Annotated in this window: 18 protein-coding genes and 1 tRNA gene; 14 read left to right on the top strand and 5 right to left on the bottom strand. The window is 61.5% G+C overall.

Translation table 11 applies throughout. The features are described 5' to 3' along the window. Window positions 1–279: 279 nt before the first annotated feature. On the top strand, window positions 280–3,717 hold the full coding sequence (locus VHX65_13780; GenBank protein ID HEX3999617.1) for a PVC-type heme-binding CxxCH protein: 3,438 nt from the start codon (window positions 280–282) through the stop codon (window positions 3,715–3,717). A gap of 236 nt (window positions 3,718–3,953) precedes the next feature. On the opposite strand, the gene VHX65_13775 is transcribed toward VHX65_13780, so the two are convergent. Beyond that, window positions 3,954–5,702: an alpha-L-fucosidase gene (locus VHX65_13775; protein ID HEX3999616.1), complete on the bottom strand. Its 1,749-nt coding sequence runs from the start codon at window positions 5,700–5,702 to the stop codon at window positions 3,954–3,956. 225 nt (window positions 5,703–5,927) lie between these two features. Between VHX65_13775 and VHX65_13770 the strand changes: the two genes are divergently transcribed. The 3 genes from VHX65_13770 to VHX65_13760 all read left to right on the top strand — a co-directional run bounded on the left by VHX65_13770 (window position 5,928) and on the right by VHX65_13760 (window position 8,392). Further along, window positions 5,928–7,145, top strand: a complete 1,218-nt coding sequence (locus VHX65_13770) for a phospholipase D-like domain-containing protein (GenBank protein ID HEX3999615.1) — start codon at window positions 5,928–5,930, stop codon at window positions 7,143–7,145. A 191-nt stretch (window positions 7,146–7,336) separates the two neighbouring features. Further along, a complete protein-coding gene (locus VHX65_13765; GenBank protein ID HEX3999614.1) occupies window positions 7,337–8,158 on the top strand; it encodes a sugar phosphate isomerase/epimerase family protein in 822 nt (273 codons plus the stop codon). Window positions 8,159–8,191: 33 nt separating this feature from the next. Further along, on the top strand, window positions 8,192–8,392 hold the full coding sequence (locus VHX65_13760) for a hypothetical protein (protein HEX3999613.1): 201 nt from the start codon (window positions 8,192–8,194) through the stop codon (window positions 8,390–8,392). Between the two features lie 17 nt (window positions 8,393–8,409). On the opposite strand, the gene VHX65_13755 is transcribed toward VHX65_13760, so the two are convergent. Further along, window positions 8,410–8,814, bottom strand: coding sequence for a hypothetical protein (locus VHX65_13755; GenBank protein HEX3999612.1), 405 nt, complete (start codon window positions 8,812–8,814; stop codon window positions 8,410–8,412). Between the two features lie 135 nt (window positions 8,815–8,949). After that, window positions 8,950–11,025, bottom strand: a complete 2,076-nt coding sequence (locus VHX65_13750; GenBank protein HEX3999611.1) for a hypothetical protein — start codon at window positions 11,023–11,025, stop codon at window positions 8,950–8,952. Between the two features lie 229 nt (window positions 11,026–11,254). Here VHX65_13750 and VHX65_13745 point away from each other — a divergent pair, with 229 nt between their 5' ends. The 6 genes from VHX65_13745 to VHX65_13720 all read left to right on the top strand — a co-directional run bounded on the left by VHX65_13745 (window position 11,255) and on the right by VHX65_13720 (window position 18,083). Next, window positions 11,255–11,500 (top strand): hypothetical protein, encoded by a 246-nt coding sequence (locus VHX65_13745; GenBank protein ID HEX3999610.1) that lies wholly within the window; start codon window positions 11,255–11,257, stop codon window positions 11,498–11,500. Between the two features lie 201 nt (window positions 11,501–11,701). Further along, complete coding sequence (locus VHX65_13740; GenBank protein ID HEX3999609.1) at window positions 11,702–13,441, top strand: peptidase S10; 1,740 nt, start codon at window positions 11,702–11,704, stop codon at window positions 13,439–13,441. 39 nt (window positions 13,442–13,480) lie between these two features. Further along, entirely contained in the window at window positions 13,481–15,028 is a 1,548-nt protein-coding gene (locus VHX65_13735; protein HEX3999608.1) for a DUF6513 domain-containing protein, read from the top strand. Continuing rightward, entirely contained in the window at window positions 15,025–16,575 is a 1,551-nt protein-coding gene (locus VHX65_13730; GenBank protein ID HEX3999607.1) for an anthranilate synthase component I family protein, read from the top strand. The genes VHX65_13735 and VHX65_13730 overlap by 4 nt, the downstream gene beginning before the upstream one ends. Window positions 16,576–16,710: 135 nt before the next feature. Beyond that, the gene (locus VHX65_13725; protein ID HEX3999606.1) at window positions 16,711–17,370 is read left to right on the top strand and encodes an aminodeoxychorismate/anthranilate synthase component II; all 660 of its coding nucleotides are present in this window, start codon (window positions 16,711–16,713) and stop codon (window positions 17,368–17,370) included. A 134-nt stretch (window positions 17,371–17,504) separates the two neighbouring features. Next, window positions 17,505–18,083 carry a DUF447 domain-containing protein gene (locus VHX65_13720; protein HEX3999605.1) on the top strand — a complete coding sequence of 193 codons (579 nt, stop codon included), beginning with the start codon at window positions 17,505–17,507 and terminating at the stop codon, window positions 18,081–18,083. 90 nt (window positions 18,084–18,173) lie between these two features. Here VHX65_13720 and VHX65_13715 read toward each other — a convergent pair whose 3' ends face one another. Further along, window positions 18,174–19,550, bottom strand: a complete 1,377-nt coding sequence (locus VHX65_13715) for a glycosyltransferase family 4 protein (GenBank protein HEX3999604.1) — start codon at window positions 19,548–19,550, stop codon at window positions 18,174–18,176. 449 nt (window positions 19,551–19,999) lie between these two features. Here VHX65_13715 and VHX65_13710 point away from each other — a divergent pair, with 449 nt between their 5' ends. Together VHX65_13710 and VHX65_13705 are read left to right on the top strand one after the other, a co-directional pair. Then, the gene (locus VHX65_13710; GenBank protein HEX3999603.1) at window positions 20,000–20,302 is read left to right on the top strand and encodes a carbon storage regulator; all 303 of its coding nucleotides are present in this window, start codon (window positions 20,000–20,002) and stop codon (window positions 20,300–20,302) included. A gap of 429 nt (window positions 20,303–20,731) precedes the next feature. Then, window positions 20,732–22,813, top strand: coding sequence for an alpha/beta hydrolase (locus VHX65_13705; GenBank protein ID HEX3999602.1), 2,082 nt, complete (start codon window positions 20,732–20,734; stop codon window positions 22,811–22,813). Between the two features lie 309 nt (window positions 22,814–23,122). Here the strand turns inward: VHX65_13705 and VHX65_13700 are convergent, their stop codons facing one another. Then, window positions 23,123–24,883, bottom strand: a complete 1,761-nt coding sequence (locus VHX65_13700) for a PAS domain-containing protein (protein HEX3999601.1) — start codon at window positions 24,881–24,883, stop codon at window positions 23,123–23,125. Between the two features lie 76 nt (window positions 24,884–24,959). Here VHX65_13700 and VHX65_13695 point away from each other — a divergent pair, with 76 nt between their 5' ends. Beyond that, on the top strand, window positions 24,960–25,178 hold the full coding sequence (locus tag VHX65_13695; protein ID HEX3999600.1) for a hypothetical protein: 219 nt from the start codon (window positions 24,960–24,962) through the stop codon (window positions 25,176–25,178). Window positions 25,179–25,603: 425 nt separating this feature from the next. Continuing rightward, window positions 25,604–25,674, top strand: a tRNA-Gln gene (locus VHX65_13690). Window positions 25,675–25,833: the final 159 nt, after the last annotated feature.

Genomic DNA, 25,833 nt, shown 5'->3' with positions numbered 1-25,833 from the left:
CGCCTCGGCGCCAGGCGGCGAGATGAAACCTCGGCATTAAGCGACGGAATGATGCGGTCAGCCCTTTCTCCCCTCTCCCCTTCGTGGGAGAGGGGCCGGGGGGTGAGGGGTCTGACGCTCGCTTGCGGTTTCGCGCGTCCGCGGCTTGCCAACCGATTTCGCCGCAAGTAGGGTAAGATAATTGTCCGATCCTCCCGCCCGAAGCGCATTTGGGCTTCGATCCCGCCTCGCGGTTTTCATCCCGCCTAACTTCGTTTTCTGACTCGGAGATTTTCTTCCATGCGGCATTCGCTCGCGCTGTCGTCGCTCTTTGTCGGATTTTTCCTCGTCGTGCAAGGATGGAATCATGCGCCGGCCGCGGAGCCGGAATCGCCCGCGACCGGCGACTTTTCTTCCCCGCCGCCCGCCGAAGCGCCCTCGATCGCCAAGGCGTCCGATGAGGGGGAACGGCAGATCGCGAGCTTCAAGATTGCCGAAGGCTTAAAGGTCAAGCTCTGGGCGGCCGAACCGATGGTCGCCAACCCGGTTTGCATTTCGGTCGATGAGCATGGCCGAATCTATGTCGGCGAAACGTATCGCATCCATCACGGCGTCGATGACGACCGCGGCCACATGGATTGGCTCGACGACGACATGGCCTCGAAAACGGTCGAAGATCGCTTGGCCCTGATGAAAAAGCATCTCGGAAAACGGATCGCGGATTACACGAAGCACGAAGATCGCATCCGCCTGTTGGAAGATCGCTCCGGCAGCGGCAAGGCCGACCATGTGAGCGTGTTTGCCGATGGGTTTAACGGCGTTCTGCAAGGGATCGGCGCCGGGATACTCGCTCGGCACGGTGATGTCTACTACACCTGCATTCCCGATCTGTGGCTGCTGCGCGACACGAAAGGAACCGGGCACGCCGACGTTCGCAAATCGCTGAGCTACGGCTACGGCATTCGCGTGTCGTTCCTGGGCCATGATTTGCACGGGCTGAAGTTCGGCCCCGACGGCAAGCTCTACTACTCGCTCGGCGATCGGGCGTTTCACGTCAAATCGGGCGACCGCACCCTCGCCATCTCCGAAACCGGCGCGGTGTTTCGCTGCAACCCCGATGGCTCGGATGTCGAAGTGTTTTGCAGCGGCGTGCGCAATCCGGAAAAGCTGGCATTCGACGAATACGGCAATTTGTTCTCGTGCGACAACAACTCCGATTCGGGCGATCGTTCTCGCTGGGAGTATCTCGTCGAAGGAAGCGACATCGGTTGGCGAATGCCCTATCAATATCTGAACGACCGCGGGCCGTTCAATCGCGAAAAGATTTGGTATCCGCAGTTCGCCGGGCAGGCGGCCTACATCGTGCCGCCCGTGGGCTGGTTGGCCGATGGCCCTTCGGGCCTGGTCTACTATCCTGGCACCGGCTGGTCGGACAAATGGCAGGGGCACTTTTTCCTGTGCGATTTCCGCGGCGGCCCCGGCGCCAGCGGCGTGCGCTCAGTGGCGCTGAAGCCGAAGGGGGCGTCGTTCGAAATGGTCGATAGCCAGGAATTCTTGTGGCACATCCTCTGCACCGACGTCGATTGGGCCCCAGACGGCTCGCTCTGCGTCACCGATTGGGTCAACGGTTGGGACGGCTGCGGCAAGGGGCGGATCTATAAAGTTTACGACCCGGCGCACCAAAACGACCCCGCCGTGCTCGAAGTGAAACGGCTCATTGCCGAGGGGATGACCGCCCGGCCGGTCGCCGAGTTGGTCAATCTGCTCTCGCATGCCGATATGCGCATCCGCCAGGAAGCGCAATTCGAACTGGCCGCTCGCGCGCTTGATGGCAAAGCCGGCGAGATTGTTCCGCGGCTTGTCGCGATCGCCGATGCTATCCAAGACAATCCGGCGCAGGGCGTGGGCACCAAGCAACATCTACTCGCCCGCATCCACGCGATTTGGGCCCTCGGCCAGATCGGGCGGCAACACGCGAAAGAATCGCTTGCCCCGATCGTCAGCCTCACAACCGATCGCGATCCCGAAATTCGCGCCCAGATTGCCAAGGTGCTCGGCGATGATCGCTATGCCGACGCGTTCGATCCTCTGTTGCCGCTGTTGAAAGACAGCAGCTTGCGCGTCCGCCATTTGGCCGCCATTGCGATCGGCAAGCTCGGGCGACCGCAAGCCATCGGCCCGGTCATCGAGTTGCTGCGAGACAACGACGACAAGGACCCGGTCGTGCGGCATTCGGCCGTCATGGCCCTGGTCGGCTCGAGCAATGGCAATATCAGCCCGCTGCTGACCGCGGCCGACGATAGCTCCGCGGCGGTGCGGATGGGCGTGCTGCTCGCGCTGCGGCGGATGGAAAACCCCGCGATCGCGCGATTCTTGCACGACGCCGACCCGCGGCTCGTGCTCGAAGCGGCCCGGGCAATCCACGATCTGCCGCTCGAGTCGGAACTGCCTGAGCTAGCAAAACTGATCGGCCAAGCGTCGCTCACCAGCGATGCAACACGCGACGCCATTTCCAAAGATTTCGACGGGCGCGATGCGCTATTGCGCCGCGTGCTGAATGCCAACTTCCGGCTCGGCACGGCCGAGAATGCGGCGGCCGTCGCCCGTTTTGCCGCTCGCTCCGACGCACCCGAGGCGATGCGGATCGAAGCGCTCGAGATGCTCGCCGATTGGGCCAAGCCATCGGGGCACGATCGCGTGCTGAACGGCTGGCGGCCGATCAAGCCGCGCGATCCTCAAATTGCCATCGCCGCGTTGCGCCCCGCGCTCGGCGGAATTTTCTCCGGCAGCAATCATCTGCGGCAAATCGCGGCAAAGGTGGCTGGGCGGTTGGGCATCAAAGAAGTCGTGCCCGTGCTGGTGGCGATGGCGACCGACACCAGCCGACCCGCCGCGGTCCGCGTTCAAGCCATGTCGGCCATCGAGCAATTGCGCGATGCGCGCGTGAATGCGGTCGTGGCTGCGGGGCTCAAGGATTCAGAGCCGGCCGTGCGCAACGAAGCTCGGCGGATTTTGGCGATATTGCATCCGGCCGAAGCGATCGGCCCGCTCGAAGCGGCATTGGCCGACGGCACCACCGCGGAGCAGCAGGCGGCTTTGGCGACGCTCGCCACGATCAAATCGCCGCAAGGCGACACGATTCTCGCGGCGTCGTTCGACAAGATGCTCGCCGGCCGGACGCCGCACGAATTGCAGCTTGATATTCTCGAAGCGGCCGCTCATCGCGATTCACCGGCCCTGCGCGAGAAATTGGCGCGCTTCGAAACGCTGCGGCCGAAGAAGGAATCGATCGATCCGTATCGCGAATCGCTCTATGGCGGCGATGCCGAGCGCGGCCGCACGATATTCTTCGACCGCACCGAAGTCGGCTGCGTCCGCTGCCACACGGTTGCCGGCACCGGCGGAAAGGTCGGCCCCGATCTGTCGAAGATCGGCGGTGAGAAACCGCGCGAATATCTGTTGGAATCGGTCGTCGATCCGAACAAGGTGATCGCCAAGGGTTTTGAAACCGTCGTGTTGGCTCTCGACGATGGCCGGCAAGTGGCGGGAATTCTGAAATCGGAAGATTCGAAACAACTCACGCTGATGACGCCCGACGGAAAGCTCGTCACAGTCGAGAAATCGAAAATCGATCAGCGCACCAGCGGCAAATCGGCCATGCCACAAGACATCGCCAAGCCACTTTCGAAATCCGACCTGCGCGACATTGTCGAATTTATGTCCTCGTTGAAAAAGTGAACCGCGCGGGAGCAACGTGAAACGTCTCGGCCTGAAAAGCCGATTCTGCCAGCCCAGACCGGAGCCATCTGGGCGGCGGAGGCCTGGGTCAACCTCCCAAATTTTGAAACGGCCCCTAACAGGGCCGGCCAACGCGCTGCACCACCTTCCCAGGGCTACGCCGCTTCCGCGGCTATGCCCTGGGCTGACGGAATGAGCCTTTCAGGCTCAAGTTTCTGTAGCTCGCGAAGATTTGCTCACTTCGCGGGTTCGAGCGTTATTGATTTCAGGTTGCTCGCCGCCCAGCCGATTTTGATCGGTTTGACCGATAGCGAAGTCTTGCCCGGCGCCGCGATTTCGATCCGGCCCAACTCGACTTGCCGATAGCGATCGTAGCTATGGGTGTCGGGCGAACTGGTTTCGATCGAGCGATCGCCGATGGCGAGCGTGAATTTTCCGCTGCCGGTCTCAGCCATTTCGGCCTTGACGGCATAGGTGCCGGGCCTGACGGCGATGAAATTCCATTCGACCCATTCGGCCGGATCGAGCCAATAGCCGATGTTGCCCCCTTGCTCCGGATGCTCGTGCCGCAATTGTTTGCCGTGCAGAATCGCATCGTCGGCCGAAAGACGGATCGAACCATCGGGGGCCTGCCGCTGCACAACTCGCTCGATCGGTCCCTTGAGCTGCAGCACGACGACCGAGCAGATCGGGTCGGGCGCCGCTGCGGGAAGATCGATCGTCAAGCCGGCATCCGAGGATTGCGCGGTGAGCGGCTTCTTTGCCGGATCGGCGAGCAGATAAGCTGTGCGCACTTCGTTCGGCAATCCGGGAACGAGCAGCTTGCCATCCGCGGGCCAGTTGAACACGTGCAGATAAAGCGTCGTATTGCCGCCGATGGTTTTCATCGTCGCGCGGCCCCAGGCAAATGGCTTGAGCGGCGTGGCCGAGGTGGCGTAGATGGCTTCGCCGTTCACGTTCATCCAGCGGCCCACTTCCGCCAGGCGATCGACGCTCGGTTGCGGGATCAGGCCTTCGGAGGTCGGGCCGACGTTGAGCAGATAGTTGCCCCCTTTGCTCGCGCAATCGACCAGATTGTGAATGATCGTGGCGACCGACTTCCAATTGTGGTCGTGCTTGTTGTAGCCCCAATGGTCGTTGAGCGTCATGCACGATTCCCACGGCTCGGCATCGGCCGTGGCGGGAATCGATTGCTCGGGCGTGCCATAGTCGCCGACGTCGCCTTTGCCGACCCGATTGTTGACGATGATATTCGGCTGCAGCGCGCGAACGTATCGATACAGATCGTCGCCGCGCTCTTTGGTCCAACAATCTTCCCACTGGCCGTCGAACCAGAGGATGCCGATCGGCCCGTAGTTCGTGAGCAGTTCTTTCAGTTGGCCTTTGAGATACGCGGTGTAGCGATCCATGTCGGGCTTGCCGGTCGCTTTGTCGTTCCACGGCCGGCGCTTGCCCCAATCGGGATGATGCCAATCCATGATCGAATGATAGAAACAGAGCGTGATGCCTTCTTCCTTGCACGCTTCGGAAAGTTCTTTCAGCGGATCGCGATGAAACGGCGTCGATTTGATTCCCCAATCGCCGAGCTTCGAGGGGAACATGTCGAAGCCATCGTGGTGCTTGCTGGTGATCACGATGTATTTCATGCCCGCATTCTTGGCGATCCGCACCCATTGCCGGGCATCGAATTTCACGGGGTTGAACTGCTGGGCGAATTTTTCGTATTGCGACACCGGCATGTGCGTCTGTTCCAAGAACCATTCGGCATAGTCGGTGTTGCCCTTCCATTCGCCCGCCGGAACGGAATAGACGCCCCAGTGAATGAACATCCCGAAGCGTGCCTCGCGGAACCATTTCATGCGAGCGCTTTTTTGTGCGGGCGTTTCCGCGGTGGCTTGAGCATGAGCCGCTCGGGGCGGGCAGACCAACATCGTGCCGGCCATTAGCGCGGCGGCGATCAACTTGCGAATTGGCAGGAATTTCATAAAAACTCACCGGTGGGAATCGGGGTGGGATAAAAGGCGGGATACGGCAGCAGCGCTGGAGCGCCGTGCCCATTGTAGCATCGCAATTCGCGTGAAGCGAAACCAGCGGCAGGCGCCAGCTTCTTCCCCCTAACCCCTCACCCTAACCCCTCACCCTATTCTTTCACCCTCACCATTGTCAGTGTCTAGAATAAGAACTGCCCCCATACAGGATCCCAGCCGCCCATGTCGCTTGCCGAAGGACCGACGTCCGAACAGCGCTCGTTGCCGCAGCCGCACTGGGACCATGCGGCAGTTGCGGTGGCGGGCAATGAGCTGACGCTCTACGAGGAATCGATCTCCTTTATTGATGCGATGCTGGCCGACATTCGCACGGCCCGGCAGCGTGTCTGGCTCGAAAGCTATATCATCGTCGACGATTCGGCGGCCCGGGCCGTGGCCGACGCGTTGATCGAGCGCGCGGCGGCCGGCCTCGACGTGCGATTGATGTACGACTCGATCGGCTGCCTTTCGACACCGCAATCCTTTTTCGATCGCCTGACCGCCGGCGGCGTGAAGGTGCACGGTTTTCATTCGATCCGCGAGCGGCTTTGGGACATCCGCCTTCTGCAATTCTTGAATCGGCGGAATCATCGCAAGCTGTTGGTGGTCGACGATCGGGTCGGGTATTTTGGCGGGATGAACCTTGTCGATCAGCGGGGCCTCGCCACGCCGAGCGACGCCAAGGCTCGGCATCTGCCCGCCTCGGCCGGCTGGCGCGATTTGCACGTTCGCCTTGTCGGACCGAAGCAGGCGGAGATTGCCCGCGAGATGGAGCGGCTTTGGCAATGGAAAACGCGGCAACCGATCACGGCGCCGGCGGCGTGGCCGTTGCGGCAATTGCTCGCCGCCGAGCGCGACGACATTTTTTTCTTCGCCTCCCGGCCGAGTCGGCACAGCCGGCGGATCGGCCGCGTGATTGGGCCGCTGATCCGCGGCGCGCAGCGCGAGATCATCGTGTCGATGGCCTATTTCATTCCGATCGGCGCGGTAATGCGCGAATTGCTGCGGGCTCGGCGGCGCGGCGTGCGGGTGCGGGTTGTCGTGCCCGGCAATAGCGACGTGAAGCTCGTGCAATGGGCCACGCGACATTTGTGCCGCCGGCTGCTGGCCCGCGGCATCCTGATTTTCGAACGAAAAGACTACATGCTGCACAGCAAGGTGATCGTGATCGATGGTGTGCGGACGATAGTCGGCTCGGCGAATCTCGATCCGCGCAGCTTGCGAACGAATCTGGAATTCGTGGGCGTGATTTTTTCCCAGGCGATGGCCGCCGCGGCAACACGATTTTGTCTGCACGAGATTCACCATAGCCGCCGCATCCGGCTCGTCGAGATTCGCAGCCGGCCGTGGTGGCAGCGCGTGCGCGACCGCTTTGCGTGGTCGCTAAGGCGCTGGCTGTGAAATAGGGGCGAGGGGCGAGGGCGAGGGGCGAGGGAAGAAATGAACACACTTTGAAACGACGAAGCTCGCTTGCGGCTTCGCGCCTTCCGTGCAACGCGCGAAACCGCAAGCGAGCTTCCAACCGCGAACTAGTCGCGACCCGTCCCATTCTAATGCCGCACCCCTCACCCTCACCCTCACCCTTTCCCCCAATGCTTCCCGCCATCAGCCAAGTCTGCACGCTGAATGCCTCGTTCGAAACCGACGTGGCGGATTTCGCTGCCGCGCATTGCGGGGCGATCGAAATCTGGTGGGGGAAATTGGAAACCTATCTCGAATCGCATTCACTCGGCGAGGCTCGAAGGCTGTTGGCCGACAGCGGGCTCGCCGCGCCGGTGGCCAGTTATCAAGGCGGCTTGCTCACCAGCCAAGGCGAAGCACGCCGCGAACATTGGGACCACTTTCGCCGGCGTCTGGCGATCGCGCGCGAATTGGCGATCGGCACCTTGGTGCTCGCCGGCGACGTCGAAGGGCCGCTCGGGCAGCAAGATTTCGACCGCTTGCAGGTGTCGTTGCGGCAGGCCGGCGAAGAGGCGGGCCAAGCCGGAGTTCGGCTCGCGCTCGAATTTCAAGCCCGCGCGACATTGCCGAACAACCTGCAATCGGCCGCGGCAATCGTGGCCCATTGCGACAGCCCGCACCTGGGCATCTGCCTCGACATGTTTCACTACGCCACGGGCCCGAGCAAGCCGGAAGATTTAGCTCATTTGACGCCCCAGAATCTGTTCCACGTGCAGCTTTGCGACATGGCGGGCCCGCTGCGCGAGCTGGCCACCGATGCCGACCGCATTCTGCCCGGCGACGGCGAATTCACGCTCGAACCGCTGATCGCCCGGCTCCGTGAGATCGATTATTCCGGAGCCGTAGCGGTTGAATTGATGAACCCGCAATTGTGGTCCGTGTCGCCGCGCCAATTCGGCGAAGTGGCGATCACCGCCCTGCGCCGCGTGCTCGGCATCGCCAGCATGGATTGATGACCCGCTTACAACTGCGTTCGAGAGGAAACGATGGACGACAAAATTGAGCCCGCAAATTCTACCGCTCCGACCGATCAACCCCACGCGGTCGCCCCTCCGCTCGCCGACGACGAGTTCGATCCACGCGAAATGTGCCCGCTCATCTGGAAGACAGCGGCTGAGGCCGGTTGGGACGACCCACGGATGGACATCTACGACCATTACGACGATCATCGGCCGGAACGACGGTAACGATTGCGATCACCTTCTTACTCCGTTTCCAATTCCAGCCGCGGGCTCATCCGTATGCCGGTCAGCGCGCCGATGATGCCGGAGGCGATTGCTTGGACATAGGGGGCCCATGCCGAGACACTGCCGAGCAATTCGGAGGGGCTTATCGGGCGGACGCCGAATAGCAGCGGCGGCAAGCTGATGCACACCCAAATCACGGTGACGATCAAAATCGGACTGACGGCGAACCAAAACAGGCCGGCCACGGCGCCGCGCAGCCAACCGTAACGCCGATCCCGTGCGAAAAGATGGCTTCCCAACCCTGCGAGCCACGCCGCGCCGAGCAGCCCACCGAGCATCGGTTGCCACATGGCGATCCGCACGACCAGGGCCGCCGACGCCACCGCGATCAGCAAACTGATGATTCCGAATCGCATGGGCATCGACCGCAACGGTGTGCCGCTGGCTTGCCAATCTAGTAGGCACACTCCGTGTGCCGTCGGCGCTGCTCTGAGCGCAGCCTCTCGCCCCGCGCAGACGCCACACGGCGTGTGCCTGCGACAATACGAACTGGGAAACTATCGGCCGCTCGCTCCCCCGCTGAAAAACTTCGTATCGAGCTGGGCCTTGCCCGACCGGATGTAGTATTTTACGAGCGCGATTCGCAAGGCGCGGGGCGACAATTTGTCTGCGTCCCAGAATTGGGCCAGGCTGGAAAACTTTTCCCGCAACTCAGCCAACTGAGCCGTTTGCTCCGCGGTCTGCCCCGCCACCGGAGCCGGCTTCGGTCCGGCGAGGATCGCTTGCCGGGCCAGGAGATATTCGCGGCTATTGCCATAGGCGATGTTGTCCAAATCCTCGACCACCGCCTGCGTCTTCGCGGCCGACACCAGATCGAGGTCTTGATCGACATGCGCCGCGTCGGCGATTGCTTTTGCCAATAAGGGGTTCGTCTTCGATGCCTCGGCCATTTTCAGCCGCATCGATTGGAACAGATCGGGAGTCGCGACGAGCGTTTTGGTTTTCAGGCTTTCGGCGAAATAGTCGTAAATCGCTTCTTCCACTTCGCGCTGCGAATCGTACATCGGCTCCCGCTGGCCGACGATTTGCAACTTGGGCGAAAACAGGGCGCCGGTCGGCGAGATGAAGTTCTGGCCGAAGGTGATGCCGATCTTCGCCAGGTTCTCGCGGGTATTGCCCGCCGCGGGACCTTCGGGAATCGGGAAGAATTCTTCGCGCGGCCGGCCCGTGTCTTGGGCACATAACAGCAAGAACCCGGCGCAATAGGCATGAATCTTCTTGCCCTTCAACGGCTGGCCCTTGAGCGCCGTCACATGGTCGGTGCGGAAATTGAGATCGAATTCCGTCGGCGCGCCAATCAATTCCGCCGCCGTCTCTCCCATCTTCTGCGCAACCGCCGGATCCGGATGACGGAGAAACATGTAGTGCAAGCTGCGGGCAACAAACGCATCGACATTCGTTGCCGGCATGCGCGTGCCACGCTCCGGCAAATCCACCAGCACGAGGCGGCGAATGCCGTCCGTGCCCGTCTCCGCGGCAACGACCCCGACATGCGTAAACAATCCGGGCGAGAGGTCGGTGAACAGATTGTAGGGAGACGGATTCCGCATCAGCAGCCAATCGCCCGGTTGCACGTCGAATCGCCCCAGCCGGAGCCGATCTTCGCTGAGCCCCTTCTTGGCCCGCTCGTCGAGCCAGGACAGAAGTTCATCGACGCGCGGCTGTTCGTCGGCGCTCCAGCGATCCGCCGCCACTTTCGCCAGCAAATCGTGCAGCTCGCGAGCGGTGATCGCCGGCTTCGGCGCCTCAGGGTCTTGCCCGGGGCGCACGTCTTGCGGCAATCCAACCATGCGAATCGTCTCCGCGGCCGCCAGGAGCAGGCCGGGCGTGGTTCTCGGATCGCGGGCAAACGCGGCGACTTGCGGCAGCAAATCCATTTGCCCCGTCGCGGCAACCAAATTCAGCACCTTCCGCTTTACGGACGCGGGCATTGGCTCGATCCGTTCCGCCGGATCGGTCGAAACGGGGTCGAACAACAGCGCGCCGACGGCCACGACCGCTCCGATCGAACTGCGATGCGCGGTGAGCACGTCTAGAAATTGATCGCGAGCGGCGGGCAATTCAGAGCCCTCTTCCGCGGCGTAATTCAACGCGTCGAAGAGCAAATAGCGCAGCCGGCCCGATAGATCGATCAAGCCCGAAGTGGTGGCCAGGAAATGCCGTACCGAATCGTGCTGCATCGATTTGTCGAGCGCTGCCAGCCCGATGCGTAGATTCAGCGTTCGATTCAGCGCCCGATCGACACGGTCTTTCGAATCGAGCAAGAGATTGACGATCTGCTTCAGTTCTTCGGGCGTGGGGGGCGGATCGAAGCGGGCGGTTTCGGCCGACCAGCCTTCGACGCCCTGCGTCTCCTGGTCGAACTCGGACAAGTTTTGCCGGCCGAAATCCGCAGCGCTGCGCGGCAGAAACGCCTCCAGCCGGTCGAGCCAACTCGAAAGCGCCGACTCCGCATTCCGCAGCGCCGGACCGCCGCCGGCCGGCTCTGCCGGTGCCTTGTCCTGATCGTCGCCTTGCGAATCCGGATCGCGGTCGCGCGGGCCGAGGCGGCCACTGCGGGGCGGGTATGCCATCGCCGACGCCGCAAAACAGACGATGCAAGCGAATGCGCAGAGAAGCGATGCGGCCTGGAAATGGCTTGCCGACCGCAAATTAAGCCGGTGTTTCATAGGATTACCAAAATCGCGAGTTCGAGTAACCCATCCATGGAGGTTTAGAATAGCTGGCCATTTTAGTTGCCTCACCGGCGTGATACAACCAAGCGCGCGGCCGATTGCAATCCCATCCTGTGGAGACGACGCTATGCAACTGCATCTCGAACGGGTCGGCGACAGCGGCGAAAATCCATTCGGCTATCAGCGAATCGATGTCGTTTGTTTCAACTACGACGGCGAAGGAACCGCGCTGGTCATGGAGGATGGCCAAATGGCGACGATGTACAAAGATGAAGTCGAACATCTGATCACACTGGTGATCGGCGTCGACGCCGCCGGGAATCAAATCGGGGCCTGCTACAAAGTCGTCGCTAACCCCGCGATGCCGTTCTAGCGAATCACTCCGCGCCGCGCATTTCCACCCAAGCCCAGGGAAGGCCCCCACCGCGTCGACCACTGCCAATCGCCGTCCCCGGCCTTCCCTGGACGGCCACCAGCGCCCTCATTAGCGGTAAGTTGCCCCCGTCAACTTCGCTGTGTACCCTAAGAAACGCACCCCAGCAGTTCCCCCGAGAAATCCCAGGGAAAATCCTCCATGAAGTTGCGATACACGATCTTGCTCTGTTTCGTCGCGTTGCCGGCGCTAGCCGACCAACCCGCGCAGGCGCCATCCAAAGCGTCGGCGTCGTCAACGGCACCGGCGAAAAGCTCTGCCGCACAATCGCCCGCGCCCCACGGGACTGCTGCGGCAACGGTTCCCCTGCCCAACGGCACAGCAAAAACTGACCAGGGCGAAACCGAGCAAATCAAAGCCGAGCAGCCGAAGCACGAGCCGGCCGGGAGCGAGCATCCCGGCGCCATCCAAGAGGCCGCCCGCGGCCATCATCATCCCGAGCAATCGCCTGGCCCATCGGCGGCAAGCGCCGTGTCGGCGGAAGCGGTCGACGAAACGCCGGTGGCGACGCACCACAAAATCACCGTCGGCGGCAAAACGATCGCCTACACCGCCACGGTCGCGCAGATGCCGATCAAGAATGCGCGCGGCGAAACCGAGGCCCATATCTTCTACATGGCCTACACGCTCGATGGCGCCGATCGCGCCAAACGGCCGCTGACGTTCGCCTTCAACGGCGGCCCCGGCTCGGCTTCGATCTGGGTTCACATGGGCGCGATGGGGCCCCGCAGTCCAAAACTGACCGACAAAGGCGACATGCCGCCGCCGCCCTTCCAATTGATCGACGACGAATCCACGTGGCTCGATCAAACGGATCTGGTGTTCATCGATCCGGTCGGCACCGGCTACAGCCGGGCCAAGACGCCCGAAATCGCCCATCAACTCAACGGAGTGCGCGGCGATATTCAATCCGTCGGCGAGTTCATCCGCATGTATATCACTCGCAACGATCGCTGGCTGTCGCCGCTGTTTTTGGCCGGCGAAAGCTATGGCACGTTTCGCGCCGCCGGGCTGGCGGGCACGCTCATCGAAAAGGGCATCGCCTTCAATGGCATCGTATTGATTTCGACGGTTCTGAACATGGGCGTGCTGGAAGAGGATTTGTTCAACGGGTTGCCCACGGCTTTGCACTTGCCCACCTACACCGCCGACGCCTGGTATCACAAGAAATTGCCGGCCGACCTACAGCAAAAGGATCTAAAAGCCGTGCTGAAGGAATCCGAGCATTGGGCGATGAACGATTATGTGTCGATCCTCAATCGCGGAAGCGATTTATCCGCGGCGGAGCGAAAAGCGGCCGTCGGCAAATTGGCCCGCTACACGGGCATCGAACCGCGCTACATCGACGACAGCGACTTGCGCGTCGAATCCGGGCATTTTGCCCGGCAATTGCTGAAAGACCAGAAGCTGGTGATCGGCGGCTACGATGGCCGGCTGACCGCTCCCGCGCCGCTGAGCATTGAAGACCGTGTCGAGTTCGATCCCGCGGGCTCGCTTGTCCGGCCGCCGTTCGAAGCCGCGTTCGAGCAATACATCCGCGACGAACTCGGCTACAAGACCGACATGGTCTACAACGTGCTGGTGCATCTCCCCTGGGATTGGGAGTCGAGCAACGGCTACGCCGAAACCACCGGCCTGCTCCGCTCGGCCTTCATGAAAAATCCGCATCTAAAGGTCATGGTTTGCGCGGGCTATTACGACAACGTGACGCCGTATTTCTCGGTGCAATACACGTTCAATCATCTCGGCTTGCATCCGGAAATGCTGAAGAACGTCGATTGGCAATACTACGAAGCGGGCCACATGATGTATATCGACCGCGATTCGCATCGCAAGCTAAAACAAGACTTCGCCGATTTCGTCAAACGAGCGATGCCGTGATTTTGCGGCGAACAGCAAAGCTCGTTCTCAGGGCGACAAATGCAACCCGACCGACCTGAGCGGATTCATTTCGTCACGGGGCGGTTGGCGGAACACGCGCTGCGCGAAGAATTGGCGCAGCTGGCCGCCCGCGTCGGCTTCAGCTATACGATCGACGTGCTGCCGATCACGGTCGCGGCGCTGATGACGCCGGAGTGGATCGCGCGGCGAATTCATGTGCCGCCGGATGCCGATCGCGTGCTCTTGCCCGGCTATTGCGAAGGCGACTTGCGGCCGGTCGAGGAAGCGGCGGCGAAGCCTGTCGAGCGCGGGCCGCGCGATTTGCGCCGGCTGGCCGCATTTTTCGGCCACGAGCCGCCCCCAACCGACTACGGCGCCCGCGACATCCAAATCGTCGCGGAGATCAATCATTGCCCGCGGTTGCCGCTTCTCGCAATCCTTGCGGAAGCTCGGCGATTGGCTGCCGATGGGGCCGACATGATCGACGTCGGCTGCGATCCGGGCGGACCGTGGAGTGGCGTGGCCGACGTGGTGCGAGCCCTGCGCGACGCCGGCCATCGCGTGTCGATCGATAGTCTCGATCCGCGTGAAATCGAGCCGGCGGTGCGGGCAGGCGCCGAATTGGTGTTGTCGGTGAATTCGTCGAACCGCGAGGCGGCCGTCGATTGGGGCTGCGAAGTGGTCGTGGTGCCGGACCTCCCGGCCGAACCGGCGACCGTCCCCTTTTGCGAAGTCCCGGGGACTGTCCCCTTTTGCGAAGTCTTCGGAGCAAAAGGGGACAGTCTCCTTCCCGGCCTCGAAGAAACCGTCGCCCATCTGGCGGCGGCCGGCGTCCGGTTGCGGATCGACGCCGTGCTGGAGCCGATCGGGCTTGGTTTTGCCGCCAGCTTGCTCCGCTATTTCGAAGTTCGCCGCCGGTTTCCCGATGCGGAAATGCTGATGGGCGTCGGAAACTTGACGGAGCTGACCGACGTCGATTCCGCAGGCATCAATGTGTTGCTGCTGGCGATTTGCGAAGAGCTCGGGATTCGCAGCGTGCTGACGACGCAGGTGATCAATTGGGCCCGGGGCAGCGTGGGCGAATGCGATGTGGCTCGGCAGTTGGTCTATCATGCGGTGCGGCATCGCACGTTGCCAAAGCACGTCGACCCGCGGCTGATCATGCTCCGCGGCCCGGAGCCGGCCCGTTTCGGCGACGAACAATTGGATCGCCTTGCGGCCGAGATCAAAGACAACAACTACCGCATCTTTGCCGAGGATGGCCGGATTCATGTCGTCAGCGCGGGGCTGCATCTTGCCGACCGCGATCCGTTTGTGCTGGCCGAACAATTGCTCGCCATGCAGCGGCGCAACCTCGACGCCGGGCATGCCTTTTACTTAGGATACGAGATGGCCAAGGCGGTCACCGCACTGACCCTTTCGAAAGATTATCGACAAGATGAAGCGTTGGACTGGGGTTATCTGACCCGCCCTGAGCAAAGCCACCGGCTCAAGCGAACCAAACCGGCCGAGCCTGAAAAAGAACCGCCGCACGGAGCGGCCGATCCGCCACCGAACGATCCGCCTTCCCCGGCTGCATTGCCATGACGCCACCCACTGCTCGCAACGGCGGATCGATCGCGGGCGCGGGTCTCACGAGCGCTGGAATCTCGGACGACACGATCGCGCCCTACCGCGCGGCCGAGGCCGACGAATCGATTTGGATCGAAGAATTGCATCCCGCGCCGGCGGCTGAGGCAGTGTTTCGCCGCCTTTCGGTGTTGCCGCACTGCTTATATCTCGACAGTGCACGGCGCGATCGCGAGCTTGGCCGCTATTCGTTCGTCGCCGCTGATCCGTTCGACTTCACGGAGGCGCGGCATTCCGAGCAGGCGGCCGATCCACTGGCGGATCTTGCTCGGCGAATGGCGGCGTTTTCGTCGGCCCCGATTGCCGGCCTGCCACCGTTTCAGGGCGGCGCCGCCGGATTGCTGTCGTATGATTTCGCTCACAGACTCGAACGTTTGCCACCGCCGCGCTGCGACGAATTCGAGATTCCGACAATGGCGATGGGGCTCTACGACCTCGTCGTCGCATTCGACCATTTCGAGGGTCGGGCTTGGATCATCTCACAGGGATTTCCCGAAATCGAGAGCCCCGCGCGCCGCCGACGAGCTCGCGGACGAGCGCAGCAATTCCGACAATTGCTCGAAACGTCGCAAATCGGCTCTCGCCCGGACCGCGCCCGCTCGCCGAATTCTCGTCGGGAGATCGATGCCGCTCGACTAGCCCCGCAATTCTCCATCGACGAACGATTCGCAGGCGATGCCGTTCGTGGAGCACGGCTCACCAGCAACTTCTCGCCCGAACGATATATTGCCACAGTTGCCCGTGCCATCGAATACATTCGCGCCGGCGATATCTTTCAGGTCAATCTCTCCCAGCGGCTGCTTTGCCCGGCGACGGACGATTCGGTGTCGCTCTATCTGCGGCTCCGCGAGCGAAACCCGGCGCCGATGGCGGGCTATTTCGATCTGGGGGAGTTTCAAATTGTCAGCGCATCGCCCGAGCGGTTCTTGCGCGTTGCCGATGGGCGGGTCGAAGCGCGGCCGATCAAGGGCACGCGTCGCCGCACGGCCCGGCCCGAGGCCGATTTGTTCGCCGGCGACGAATTGCGGGAAAGCGAAAAGGATAACGCCGAGAATGTGATGATCGTCGATCTGCTGCGCAACGATCTGGCCCGCGTCTGCCTGCCAGAGAGCGTCACGGTCAGCGAGCTTTGCCGGCTCGAGGTTTTTGAGTTCGTGCAGCATTTGGTGTCGGTCGTGCAAGCAGAGCTCACCACCGGGAACACGGCGATCGATCTCATTCGGGCCGCATTCCCCGGCGGTTCGATCTCCGGCGCCCCGAAAATCCGCGCGATGCAGATCATCGCCGAACTTGAGCCCACCGCTCGCGGAGCCTATTGCGGTTGCCTGGGATTTTTGGGCTTTGATGGTTCCATGGACATGAACCTTTTGATCCGCACGATCACGGCCGGGCGCGGCTGGTGGCAAATGCCGGTCGGCGGCGGGATCGTTGCCCAAAGCGACCCGGTCCGCGAATACGAAGAAACGTGGCACAAAGCCGAAGGAATGATCAGGGCATTAGGGTGAGGGTTTAGAGTGACGGCTTAGGGAACGCGCAAGCGGTCGCCAACACCTAACACGAACGAAAGTCCTCTCTGATGCCGAACCACGACACTTCCCGCTTGCTCATCCTAATCCCTCGCCCTAATCCCTCACCCTAGCTTGCTACTCATCGATAACTACGACAGTTTCGTATTCAATCTGGCTCGCTACTTTCAGCGGCTGGGACAGGAGACGCGCGTCGTCCGGCATGATGCCATCGATGCCGCGGAAGTGCGGGCTGCGCGGCCAGATGCGGTCGTGTTGTCGCCGGGGCCTTGTACGCCCAACGAGGCCGGCTGTTCGATCGAAATCGTCCGTGAGCTGCATAATGAAATGCCAATTTTGGGGATTTGCCTGGGGCATCAGGTCATCGCGGTGGCTCTGGGAGGGCGCGTCGGAAGGGCCGCTGAGGCGATGCATGGCCGAACGTCGGAAGTGTATCACAATGGCCGCGGCATTTTTGATGGTGTGCCGAATCCGCTCGTGGCGTGCCGGTACCATTCGCTCGTGGTGGAAGAGGCGAGCCTGCCCGCGGAATTGGAAGTCACTGCCCGCACGGCCGACGGAATCGTGATGGCGATTGCCCACCGCCGGCGACCGGTGATCGGCTTGCAGTTTCATCCGGAATCTATCCTGACGGAGGCGGGTTATTCGCTATTGGCGAATTTTTTGCGATTGTCTGGCCTCCCACTGCCCGCACGGATTCCGTCGATCGCCGACGAACGCCGAGCGATGCAACAAACCGTCTCGAATTCTCCGCGCGCGCCGGTGACGTTTTGACGCGCTGGGGTCTGGCTCATTTTTCGGCCTCCAAACAGCCTCAAACCCGCAACAAATCATCCCGCCGAAAAATGTGCCTGACCCCTTTGCCGGGAGAGGTTCCAGACCCCTTCGTCCCACCAACGGTCCTGCCCATGATCCTTGAAGGCATCGTCACGACGCTCAACGCCAACGGCAGCGCGAACATCGCGCCGATGGGCCCGCGCGTCGACGAATCGTTCGACCGGCTCCTGCTGCGTCCCTACCAGACTTCGACCACCTACGCGAACTTGAAGCGGACCGGCGAGGGAGTTTTTCATGTCACCGACGACGTCCTGCTTCTCGCCCAAGCCGCCATTGATCGGCTGGATCCGTTGCCGGAAGTGCGGCCGGCCGCGGCAGTGGTGGGCGTCATCCTGGTCGACGCTTGCCGCTGGTATGCGTTTCGCATACGCTCGATCGACGATGGCCACGCCCGAACCGAGATCGTCGCCGACGTGGTTGATCGGGGCGGGGAACGCGATTTTTTCGGCTTCAACCGGGCGAAGCATGCCGTCGTTGAAGCGGCAATCCTCGCCACGCGAATCGGGCTGATTCCGCGAGCCGAAATCGAAGCGGAACTGACAGGGCTGGCCGTGCTGGTTGAAAAAACCGGCGGCCCACGCGAACATGAGGCGTTCGAACTGCTCGCGAGCTATGTTCGGACCGTGAGGCAGGATGCGAATAATGAATAGCCACGCCGATCAACGGCGCCGTCCTCGCTGATGCTGCCATGTAGGGCGGCCTTCCCTGGGCATGGGACGGGTTGTCGTGGCCCGTGTGCCCTAGGGTTTCCGCAGCATTCCAGCCGCCTCTTCCTCGCCGTCTTTTGATTCCCGGCCTCCGATCGCCGATCCCTGGCCTCCGGCCCTTTCGCCCAACACACGCTCGTAGAGCGCCCGATGCCGCCGCGCCATGAGCGCAGCGGAGTGCTCGCCGTGGATCAATTCGTGACCGCGACGTCCGCACTCCATCGCCAGCGCCGGATCGCGAATCAACTCGGCCAATTTGTCGGCCAGCGAGCGCGGATCGAGCGGATCGCAGAGCAAGCCGCCCCCGCTCCGCTCGATCAGTTCCGGAAACGTGCCATGGCTGGGCAACACCATCGGCACTCCGCTGGCCATTCCCTCGAGCACCGAAATGCCCTTGCTCTCGTGATAAACCGTCGGCACCGACATTACGTCGAGCGATTGCAAAAACGCGATCTTGCCTGCTCGATCCAATTCGCCATGGTATTCGAAACGATCCGCTAGCCCTGCTTCCGTGAGCCGCCGCGTGACCTGCTCGAAATAGGGCCGATCGCCGCTCGACATGTAGCCGGCCACATGCAGCCGCAACGGCGGCATATCGGCTCGATTGGCCAACAGGCAAAATGCGTCGGCCAGAATGTGCAATCCCTTTTCCATGGCCACGCGCGCGAAATAGCCGACCGTAATTTCCGCGGCAATTTCTCGCGGCTGGCGGCGATGATGGCCGGAGAGATTCAGCCCGTGCGGAATCACTTCGATCTTGCCGCGATCGACCTCCAAATAGTCGGCCATGAAATCGGCGAAATAGCGATTCAGCGCGACGAACCGATCGATGTACTGCGCCTGTTGCTTCAGCAGCGCGCGAGCTTGGCTGTAGTGCGGCTCGGAGAGCTGCTCGAGAAAAATATCTTCGCCCGAAAGCGTGCATACAATCGGCACTCGCAATTCCTCGCGCACGGCCGGAGCCATCCCCGCCAACATGACGTTCGACAAATGAACCACGTCCGGTCGAACGTCGCCGGCGAGCCAGCGAATCAGCTTGGCGATTTCCTTGCGTTGCCGCCCCTTGCGGCCGGCGAGTGTCGAAACCGTTAGCGCTCCGAGCTTCGAAACATCCATCCCAGCGCTGCGCGCCGAAAGCCACTCGAGCAGCTTCGGCGAATCAAGCAGCGAATCGAGAAACCAGGGCGTATGGCGAAACAGCGCCGAGTGCTGTTGCAAAAAAACATTCACGCCGCCAAAGAACACCCGCGATCCGCTCGCACTCGGTTCGTCGGTGCGCAGCGGGGTGTAGGTGGGGACCAACAGGATGTCGGCCCCCTGACGGTGCAATTCCGCGGCAAGCGTGTTGTCGTGCAGGCAGGCCCCGCAATATCGCCCCGCGGCGCCAGCCGAGATATATGCGATTTTCATCGTCGGATCGATTCCTGCAGACGGACGTCGATCGATTATAGCACCTCTCGCATGAATGCGGGCTCCCCCATCCCTAGCGTATTCACGCTCGCGGACCCTCAAGCCCATCAATCAACAAAGCCTCGAAGCAGCTCCTCCCGCCAGCGCCCACATTCCTTCGCAAATTGAAGCCAATAGTTTTATTGCTTTGCACTGGGCGAATCTCGTCTCATTTCGAGACTGAATGGCTCGAATCGGGACAAAATTTCAGTGACAACTTTTTCCATTTCGGGCACCTAATCCAACCAATAATTTTTGCAACTTACATGTTTCCAATCGGTTACGTCGCGGCGAGTGAACGTGAAAAGCACGAATGGCATAGCCGGTACGTCGGTTGCAATATCTTCTCGTTATCAGAAAGGTCGGGAAATCCTTTCAACGTTTAGCGAAGCAATTCAGGAGGGATTGTCATGCTCATTCTAAGACGCAAAGTGGGCGAAAAAATCGTGATCGGCGAGGGTATCGTCGTTGTGGTCACTCGTGTTTCCGGAGCACGCGTTACACTCGGAATCGAAGCGCCCCCCGCCGTGCACATCGTGCGAGGAGAGCTACGGGCTTTCGACGACACTCACTCCGCGGCGCAAGATGCTACCAATTGCGACGAGAGCGAGGAGCCGAAACCCGCCCCGGATCGCGCCAAGGCAGTAGTGCCGGCCCCGATCCGGCTCGCGCCCGCGATTCTCGGTTCAGCCGCACCCCATCTGCCCCGCTAGCAAATAAGGCTCTCCGGGGCCAATCGCTCCGTCCGCGTGGAGGGTGTTGGTCGACGCTAGCGCTGCGTGGCCTGTTCGGCATTGACCGCGCCGGCCTCGGCTTCTAATGTCCGCATTGATCGAGGGTTGCGCCGCTGTAAGCTCCGGCGGAGTTGCAGTGCGGATTAGCAGATAGGGCTCGGCCGAAAAATAACTTCCGCTCTTTGGACCTCTCACCTTGCCCTCTCCGCAGGGGAAGAGGAGTCTGTGGAGAAGTTTTCTTTCGGCCGAGCCTAGCTCGTCAGCAATGGCTGCGCCGGCGCTGCTTGCCCGTGTGCCACTGGCTCCGCCAGTGCTGCTTACCGCAAGGGCAAAGCGCTCCGTGGCGGAGTGTCGTCCTAACGGTGTCGATGGATCGAGGCCGAAGCCGGGCATTGCGGAATTGTTGCGATGGATCGCAAATCTCAAAATCCCGCAAGAGCTTCAGTGCGAGTGTCGACCCTCGGGCAAAGCGTTTCGGTCCATGCGATCGCGCGGCGGCGGGAGTTGCCGCTCGCAATCATCGGCGCGCTCCTCATCGTGGCAGCCATGCTCGGCTGCACGCCAACGCGTTACGTAACTGCTCGTCTCGCCCCCGAAAATCCGCTCCAAGAGCGCCTGTCGCTTTCAGCGCATGGCGGCCCGAAGCCAAGCCCGCGAGCGCTCGAATTCCTGCGCAGCTACGATCTGGTCGACGATTTGGCCGGCGATCCGCGCAAGCTTTTGGCGAAAGTCGAAGCCGTCGTTCAAAAAGAGCCCTCGCCGGAGGGCAACTACACGGCCGCCGAAGTGGCGTATATCGGTGCCCTCAAGCTGCAGCACAAGGCAGACATCACCGGATCGCGCGATTTGTACGCAGCCGCGGTGCTACATGCCCATTTCTATCTGATGGGCTCGGAAGGCTTTGCCGGCCGAAATCCATACGACCCCGAGTTCCGCGGCGCCTGCGATATTTACAACGCGGCGCTGGAAGCTTCGTTGCGAATCGCCCGCACCGACGGTTTGCTCCACCCCGGCGCGCGCCAAACAATCGAAATGAGCGGCCAGCAATGGGATGTCGAGGTGGCGGTTCGGGGCGGATTGTGGCACGACGAGGATTTTGGCCGCGTCGAATTCGCTTCAGACTATAAAGTCACCGGGCTGAACAATGCGAATCGCACATTCGGCCTGGGAGTGCCGCTCATCGTCGTGCGAAATCCTTCCGGACGCTTCGATCCAGCCGGCCCGTACTACGCACCCGGCCTGGCATTCCCGATAACGGCGTTCCTGCGCCTATTGCCCGACCATCCCGCGGCTGCTGCCAGCGGAGCATCCGGCAATTCCAGCGGCCCGATCGCATCCGCTGGCGTACATCACCGCGCGGTGATCGAATTGTACGACCCCCTGACGGCAACCGATGTGACGGTCGGCGAGCGGCGAATTCCGCTGGAAACCGATCTGAGCACGCCGCTGGCCTATTGCTTGAACGACCCCGCGCTACAGCAAATCAGCCAGCCGACGATCGGCCTGCTCCGGCCCGATTCGCCGAAACACCTGTCCGGCCTCTACATGCTCGAGCCGTTTCAGCCGAACAAGATTCCGGTGCTGATGATCCACGGGCTTTGGTCGGGCCCGTTCACCTGGATGGAGATGTTCAACACGCTGCACCGCTCCGCCGAATTGCGGGCCAATTACCAGTTCTGGTTCTACACCTATCCGACCGGTGAGCCGTTTTGGGATAGCGCGGCCGAGTTGCGACGCACTCTGGCCCGGCTCCGCACGACCTTGGATCCAGAACGACGCGACTTGGCGCTCGACCAAATGGTGCTGGTGGGGCATAGCATGGGAGGCCTCATCGCTCGGCTGCAAACGATCTCCAGCGGCGACGATTTTTGGCGGCTAGTAAGCGACCGACCGTTTTCGCAGCTTAAGGCCGACGCCGGCTTGCGGGCCGATCTCGCCGACATCTTTTTCTTCGAGCCGAATCCATCGGTTCGCCGCGTCGTCGAAATCGCCACACCGCTCCGCGGCACGAAAGTGTCGAATGAGACAACGCAATGGATCGGGCGGCGACTGATTGCCCGGCCGAAGGATGAGGTGGCAAGCACGAAAGATCTGCTGGCCGCGAATCCTGGCTTTTTTCCGCCGAGTTCGCTGCTGCGCGTCTCGACGAGCATCGATTCGCTTTCGCCGCAATGCACGTTCTTGCCCGCCATGCTCCATGCAACGCACGCTCCGTGGGTGACCTACAACACCATCATCGGCCAACTGCCGGAGCATGATCTTCTGGGCCGCGTCGTCGGCGACAGCGACGGATTGGTGCCGCTCGCGAGCTCCCACGACGACCAGGCGGAATCCGAAGTGGTCGTTCCCGCCGACCACATGGCGGTCCAACGCCATCCGTTGACAATTCTCGAAGTGCGCCGCATCCTGCTGGAGCAAGCCGCCGAACTGCGCCAGAACCCCTACGGCCCGCAACGCGTGATGGCGCCGAGAAAAGCGATTACCCGCTAACTGCGAACTGCCGGGGCTGAATTAAAGGGGCCGTGAGTCATTTCAATTGACTCCCATCCCCTGTACGTCTCCCCGCGGCCTGAAAGGCCGATTCTACAAGACCAGGCCGGAGCCGCGCACGCGGTGGAGGCCTGGGTCCAACCGCGGCGCCCGACGACTCGGCCCTGACAGGGCCGTTCAAAACGGGACGAGACACGGTAGGCGACCGGCAGGTTCGTCCTAGTCGGTCGTTTATTCAGGCGGCAACGCCTTCCGGCAACGACGTGCCGAATACCGCTGCTCCGGCCGCGCGCGCCGCACGGCGACGGCTCATCCGCTGCCGTCGGCCGGCGGTTGGTCGGCGAGCGGCAATCGGACTTTGATCGTCGTGCCGACTTCTTTTTCGCTCTCGATCAAGCAGTCGCCTCCGAGCAGCCGAACCCGCTCCGACATTCCCAGCAAGCCAAAGCCGCCGGCACGGATTTTTACGTCAAAACCGCATCCAAAATCGCGCAGTTCCAGATGCAGATCGTCCTTCGACTTCCGCAACTGGATCCGCACGACGTCGGTTCCGCTGTGCCTTTTGGCGTTGTTCAACGCCTCTTGGACGACGCGATAAACCGTGGTCTGAACCGCGTTCGGCAGGCGGCCGATCTCGGGGTCGCAATCGAACTTGACCATGATTTCGGACGCCGGAAATTGGTCGATCAGGTCGTGCAAAGCGGCTTCCAGGGGCGAATCGTCGAGCACGGCCGGCCGAATCCCGCGGATCGCTCGCCGGCCATCGTCGACGCCTTTGCGCAAATTGGCGATCGCCTTGTCGATGATCTGCGAAGCATCCGCCGCACCCGAGGGCAAATGGCCACTCTGAAATCCCTCAAGCGCCATCAAGGATCCAACGGCATACTGTATCAACCCGTCATGAAATTCGTGGCACAGAAGGTGCCTTTCGTTCTCTTGAACATCGATCAGGTTTCGCAGCAACTTCTCATTCTTCCTCAACGCGTCGTGGGCTTGTTGCAGGTCGGTGATGTCGGTGGAAATGCCTCCTACGGCGATCATTCTGCCCGCCTCATCCATGACGGGAAATTTTATCGAACGATAAACGTGCAGCCCATCGTCGTGCGGGGCATGTTCCTCGAACACAAGCGGCGCCTTCGCGTCGATCACTTTTTGGTCGAATTCGATAAACTGACGCGCGATCGACGGTGGAAAGAATTCGGAATCCGTCTTTCCGACGATGGTCGGGCCAAATCTCTGAAACATCGTTTGATGGCGGCGGTTGGCGACAAGATAGCGGCCCTGCAAATCCTTCAGGTAAACGACGGCCGACGTATGGTCCAAAATTCCTCGGAGTTGAGCTTCCTTGGCCTGCAGGGCATCTTCAGCAATCTTTCGGCTCGTGATGTCCTCGGTGACGCCGACGTGTCCCGACGGCTTTCCGCTGGCATCGACGACGACCGAACTGGTGCTCGATGCCCAACGGATCGAGCCGTCTTTCCGGATAAACCGGAAGGTCGCCGACGAACTCGTTTTGCCGGCGGCGATGTCGGCCCGTCCTGTTTCGACGAGCCGCTCTCGATCGTCGGGATGGATGAATTGCCGCCAACCAACGCCCATGAATTCTTCGGGTTCGGCCCCCGCGATTTCACACAGTTCTTGGTTCACGAAGAATGCCCGCCCCTCGGGATCGCTCAGCGAGATTCCCACGGGCGCCTGGAGCGCCAATAGCCGAAGTCGTTCGGCGTTCGTGTCGGCCGTTTGGCGGGCGGTTCGCTCCGAATGTGTAAGCAAGACGAGGATCGTTCCGAGAAAGAAGTAGATGACTACAATATTCAACGCGATGAACTCGCGAGTCCCGAACCGCAGATATTCGACATAGGCGAGGAAGACCCCGCCGGCTATCAATGCGAGACACGATGGTCCTAGGCCGGCAAAGCGGCCCGTCGCGAGAACTGCAACCAGGATGAATGCCGAGGTGACTCGATATCCGATCAGCGGCGTCAGGCAGAACCACACCAGACAAGCCAATGCAACGCTGCCAATGGCAAACGCATATCGGAGCAAGTTTTGCTTTGAATCGCTGGTCATGGCTTTCGCGTCAGTCTCGCTCGACAATTCTCGTTCTTGGTCCGCCTTCGGGCACCGTTACGAAAGCCTCCGAGCATTGTATCTGGAAGACTTGCAGATCGTCGCGCTGCGACCAACCGTGCCGCCGCCAGAACTGCTCACCCAACTCATTTCCCGAATAGCGAAAAATGTTGCACTTCAGGATACCGAGCTTTCTCAACGATGCGAGGCATATTCCGACCATACGGCTGCCGAGGCCATGCCTCCGGTATTCGGGCTCGAGCGCGCTGACATTCTCTTCGAGCGATTCGCTTGATGCCGATTCGACAGGCGGGTCCGGAGGTATGGCGACGGCCTTTGGCGCAGGCGGCGAGTTTAGCAGCGCAAATAACCGCGCGACAATCGGCAGCGGTGCAGCGGCGGTGACAGAACCGTCGGGCGTGTTGCTTTCGGGGATTGCCATCGCCCTCCTGATTCTGGCCGACGAATTCGCCCGGCCGCCGACCAAGCGCGCGGCCGAAGCGCAAATAGCTTTGAGCGAACGGCACGCAATTCAATCGGCCGCGCTTGCGAACCGACTCGCGATCATCAGCTCGCGATCGCGCGCCCCATTTCCAGCCGCCGCCGCACTTGACGCGGGTTGTCGATCTGCCCTACCCTTAAGAATCGCATTTTGGACGAGAATCTACGCATGGCGGCCGGTCGAATTCGTCGTCGTTTCTGGCCAACTTTGAATCGGATTGGGGAATGGTGTAACGGTAGCACGACTGGCTCTGGACCAGTTAGTCTAGGTTCGAATCCTAGTTCCCCAGCTAGCATAAAGCTTTGTCAGTAATTGTTTACCGCCTCAGCAAGGCGATGTTGAGGGGGGCGGTTGGGAAAGGGTGTTGATCAGGTAGTCGATGGTGCGGCGGGATCGTTGTTCGCAGGTGCGAAGGATCGATGTCAGGATACTTTGCCACCGCGCGCCG

The organism is Pirellulales bacterium (genome assembly GCA_036267355.1).
Classification (GTDB): Bacteria; Planctomycetota; Planctomycetia; order Pirellulales; family DATAWG01; genus DATAWG01.
The sequence above is the reverse complement of the archived record's forward strand: the minus strand, read 5'-3'. Positions and strand labels throughout refer to the sequence as shown.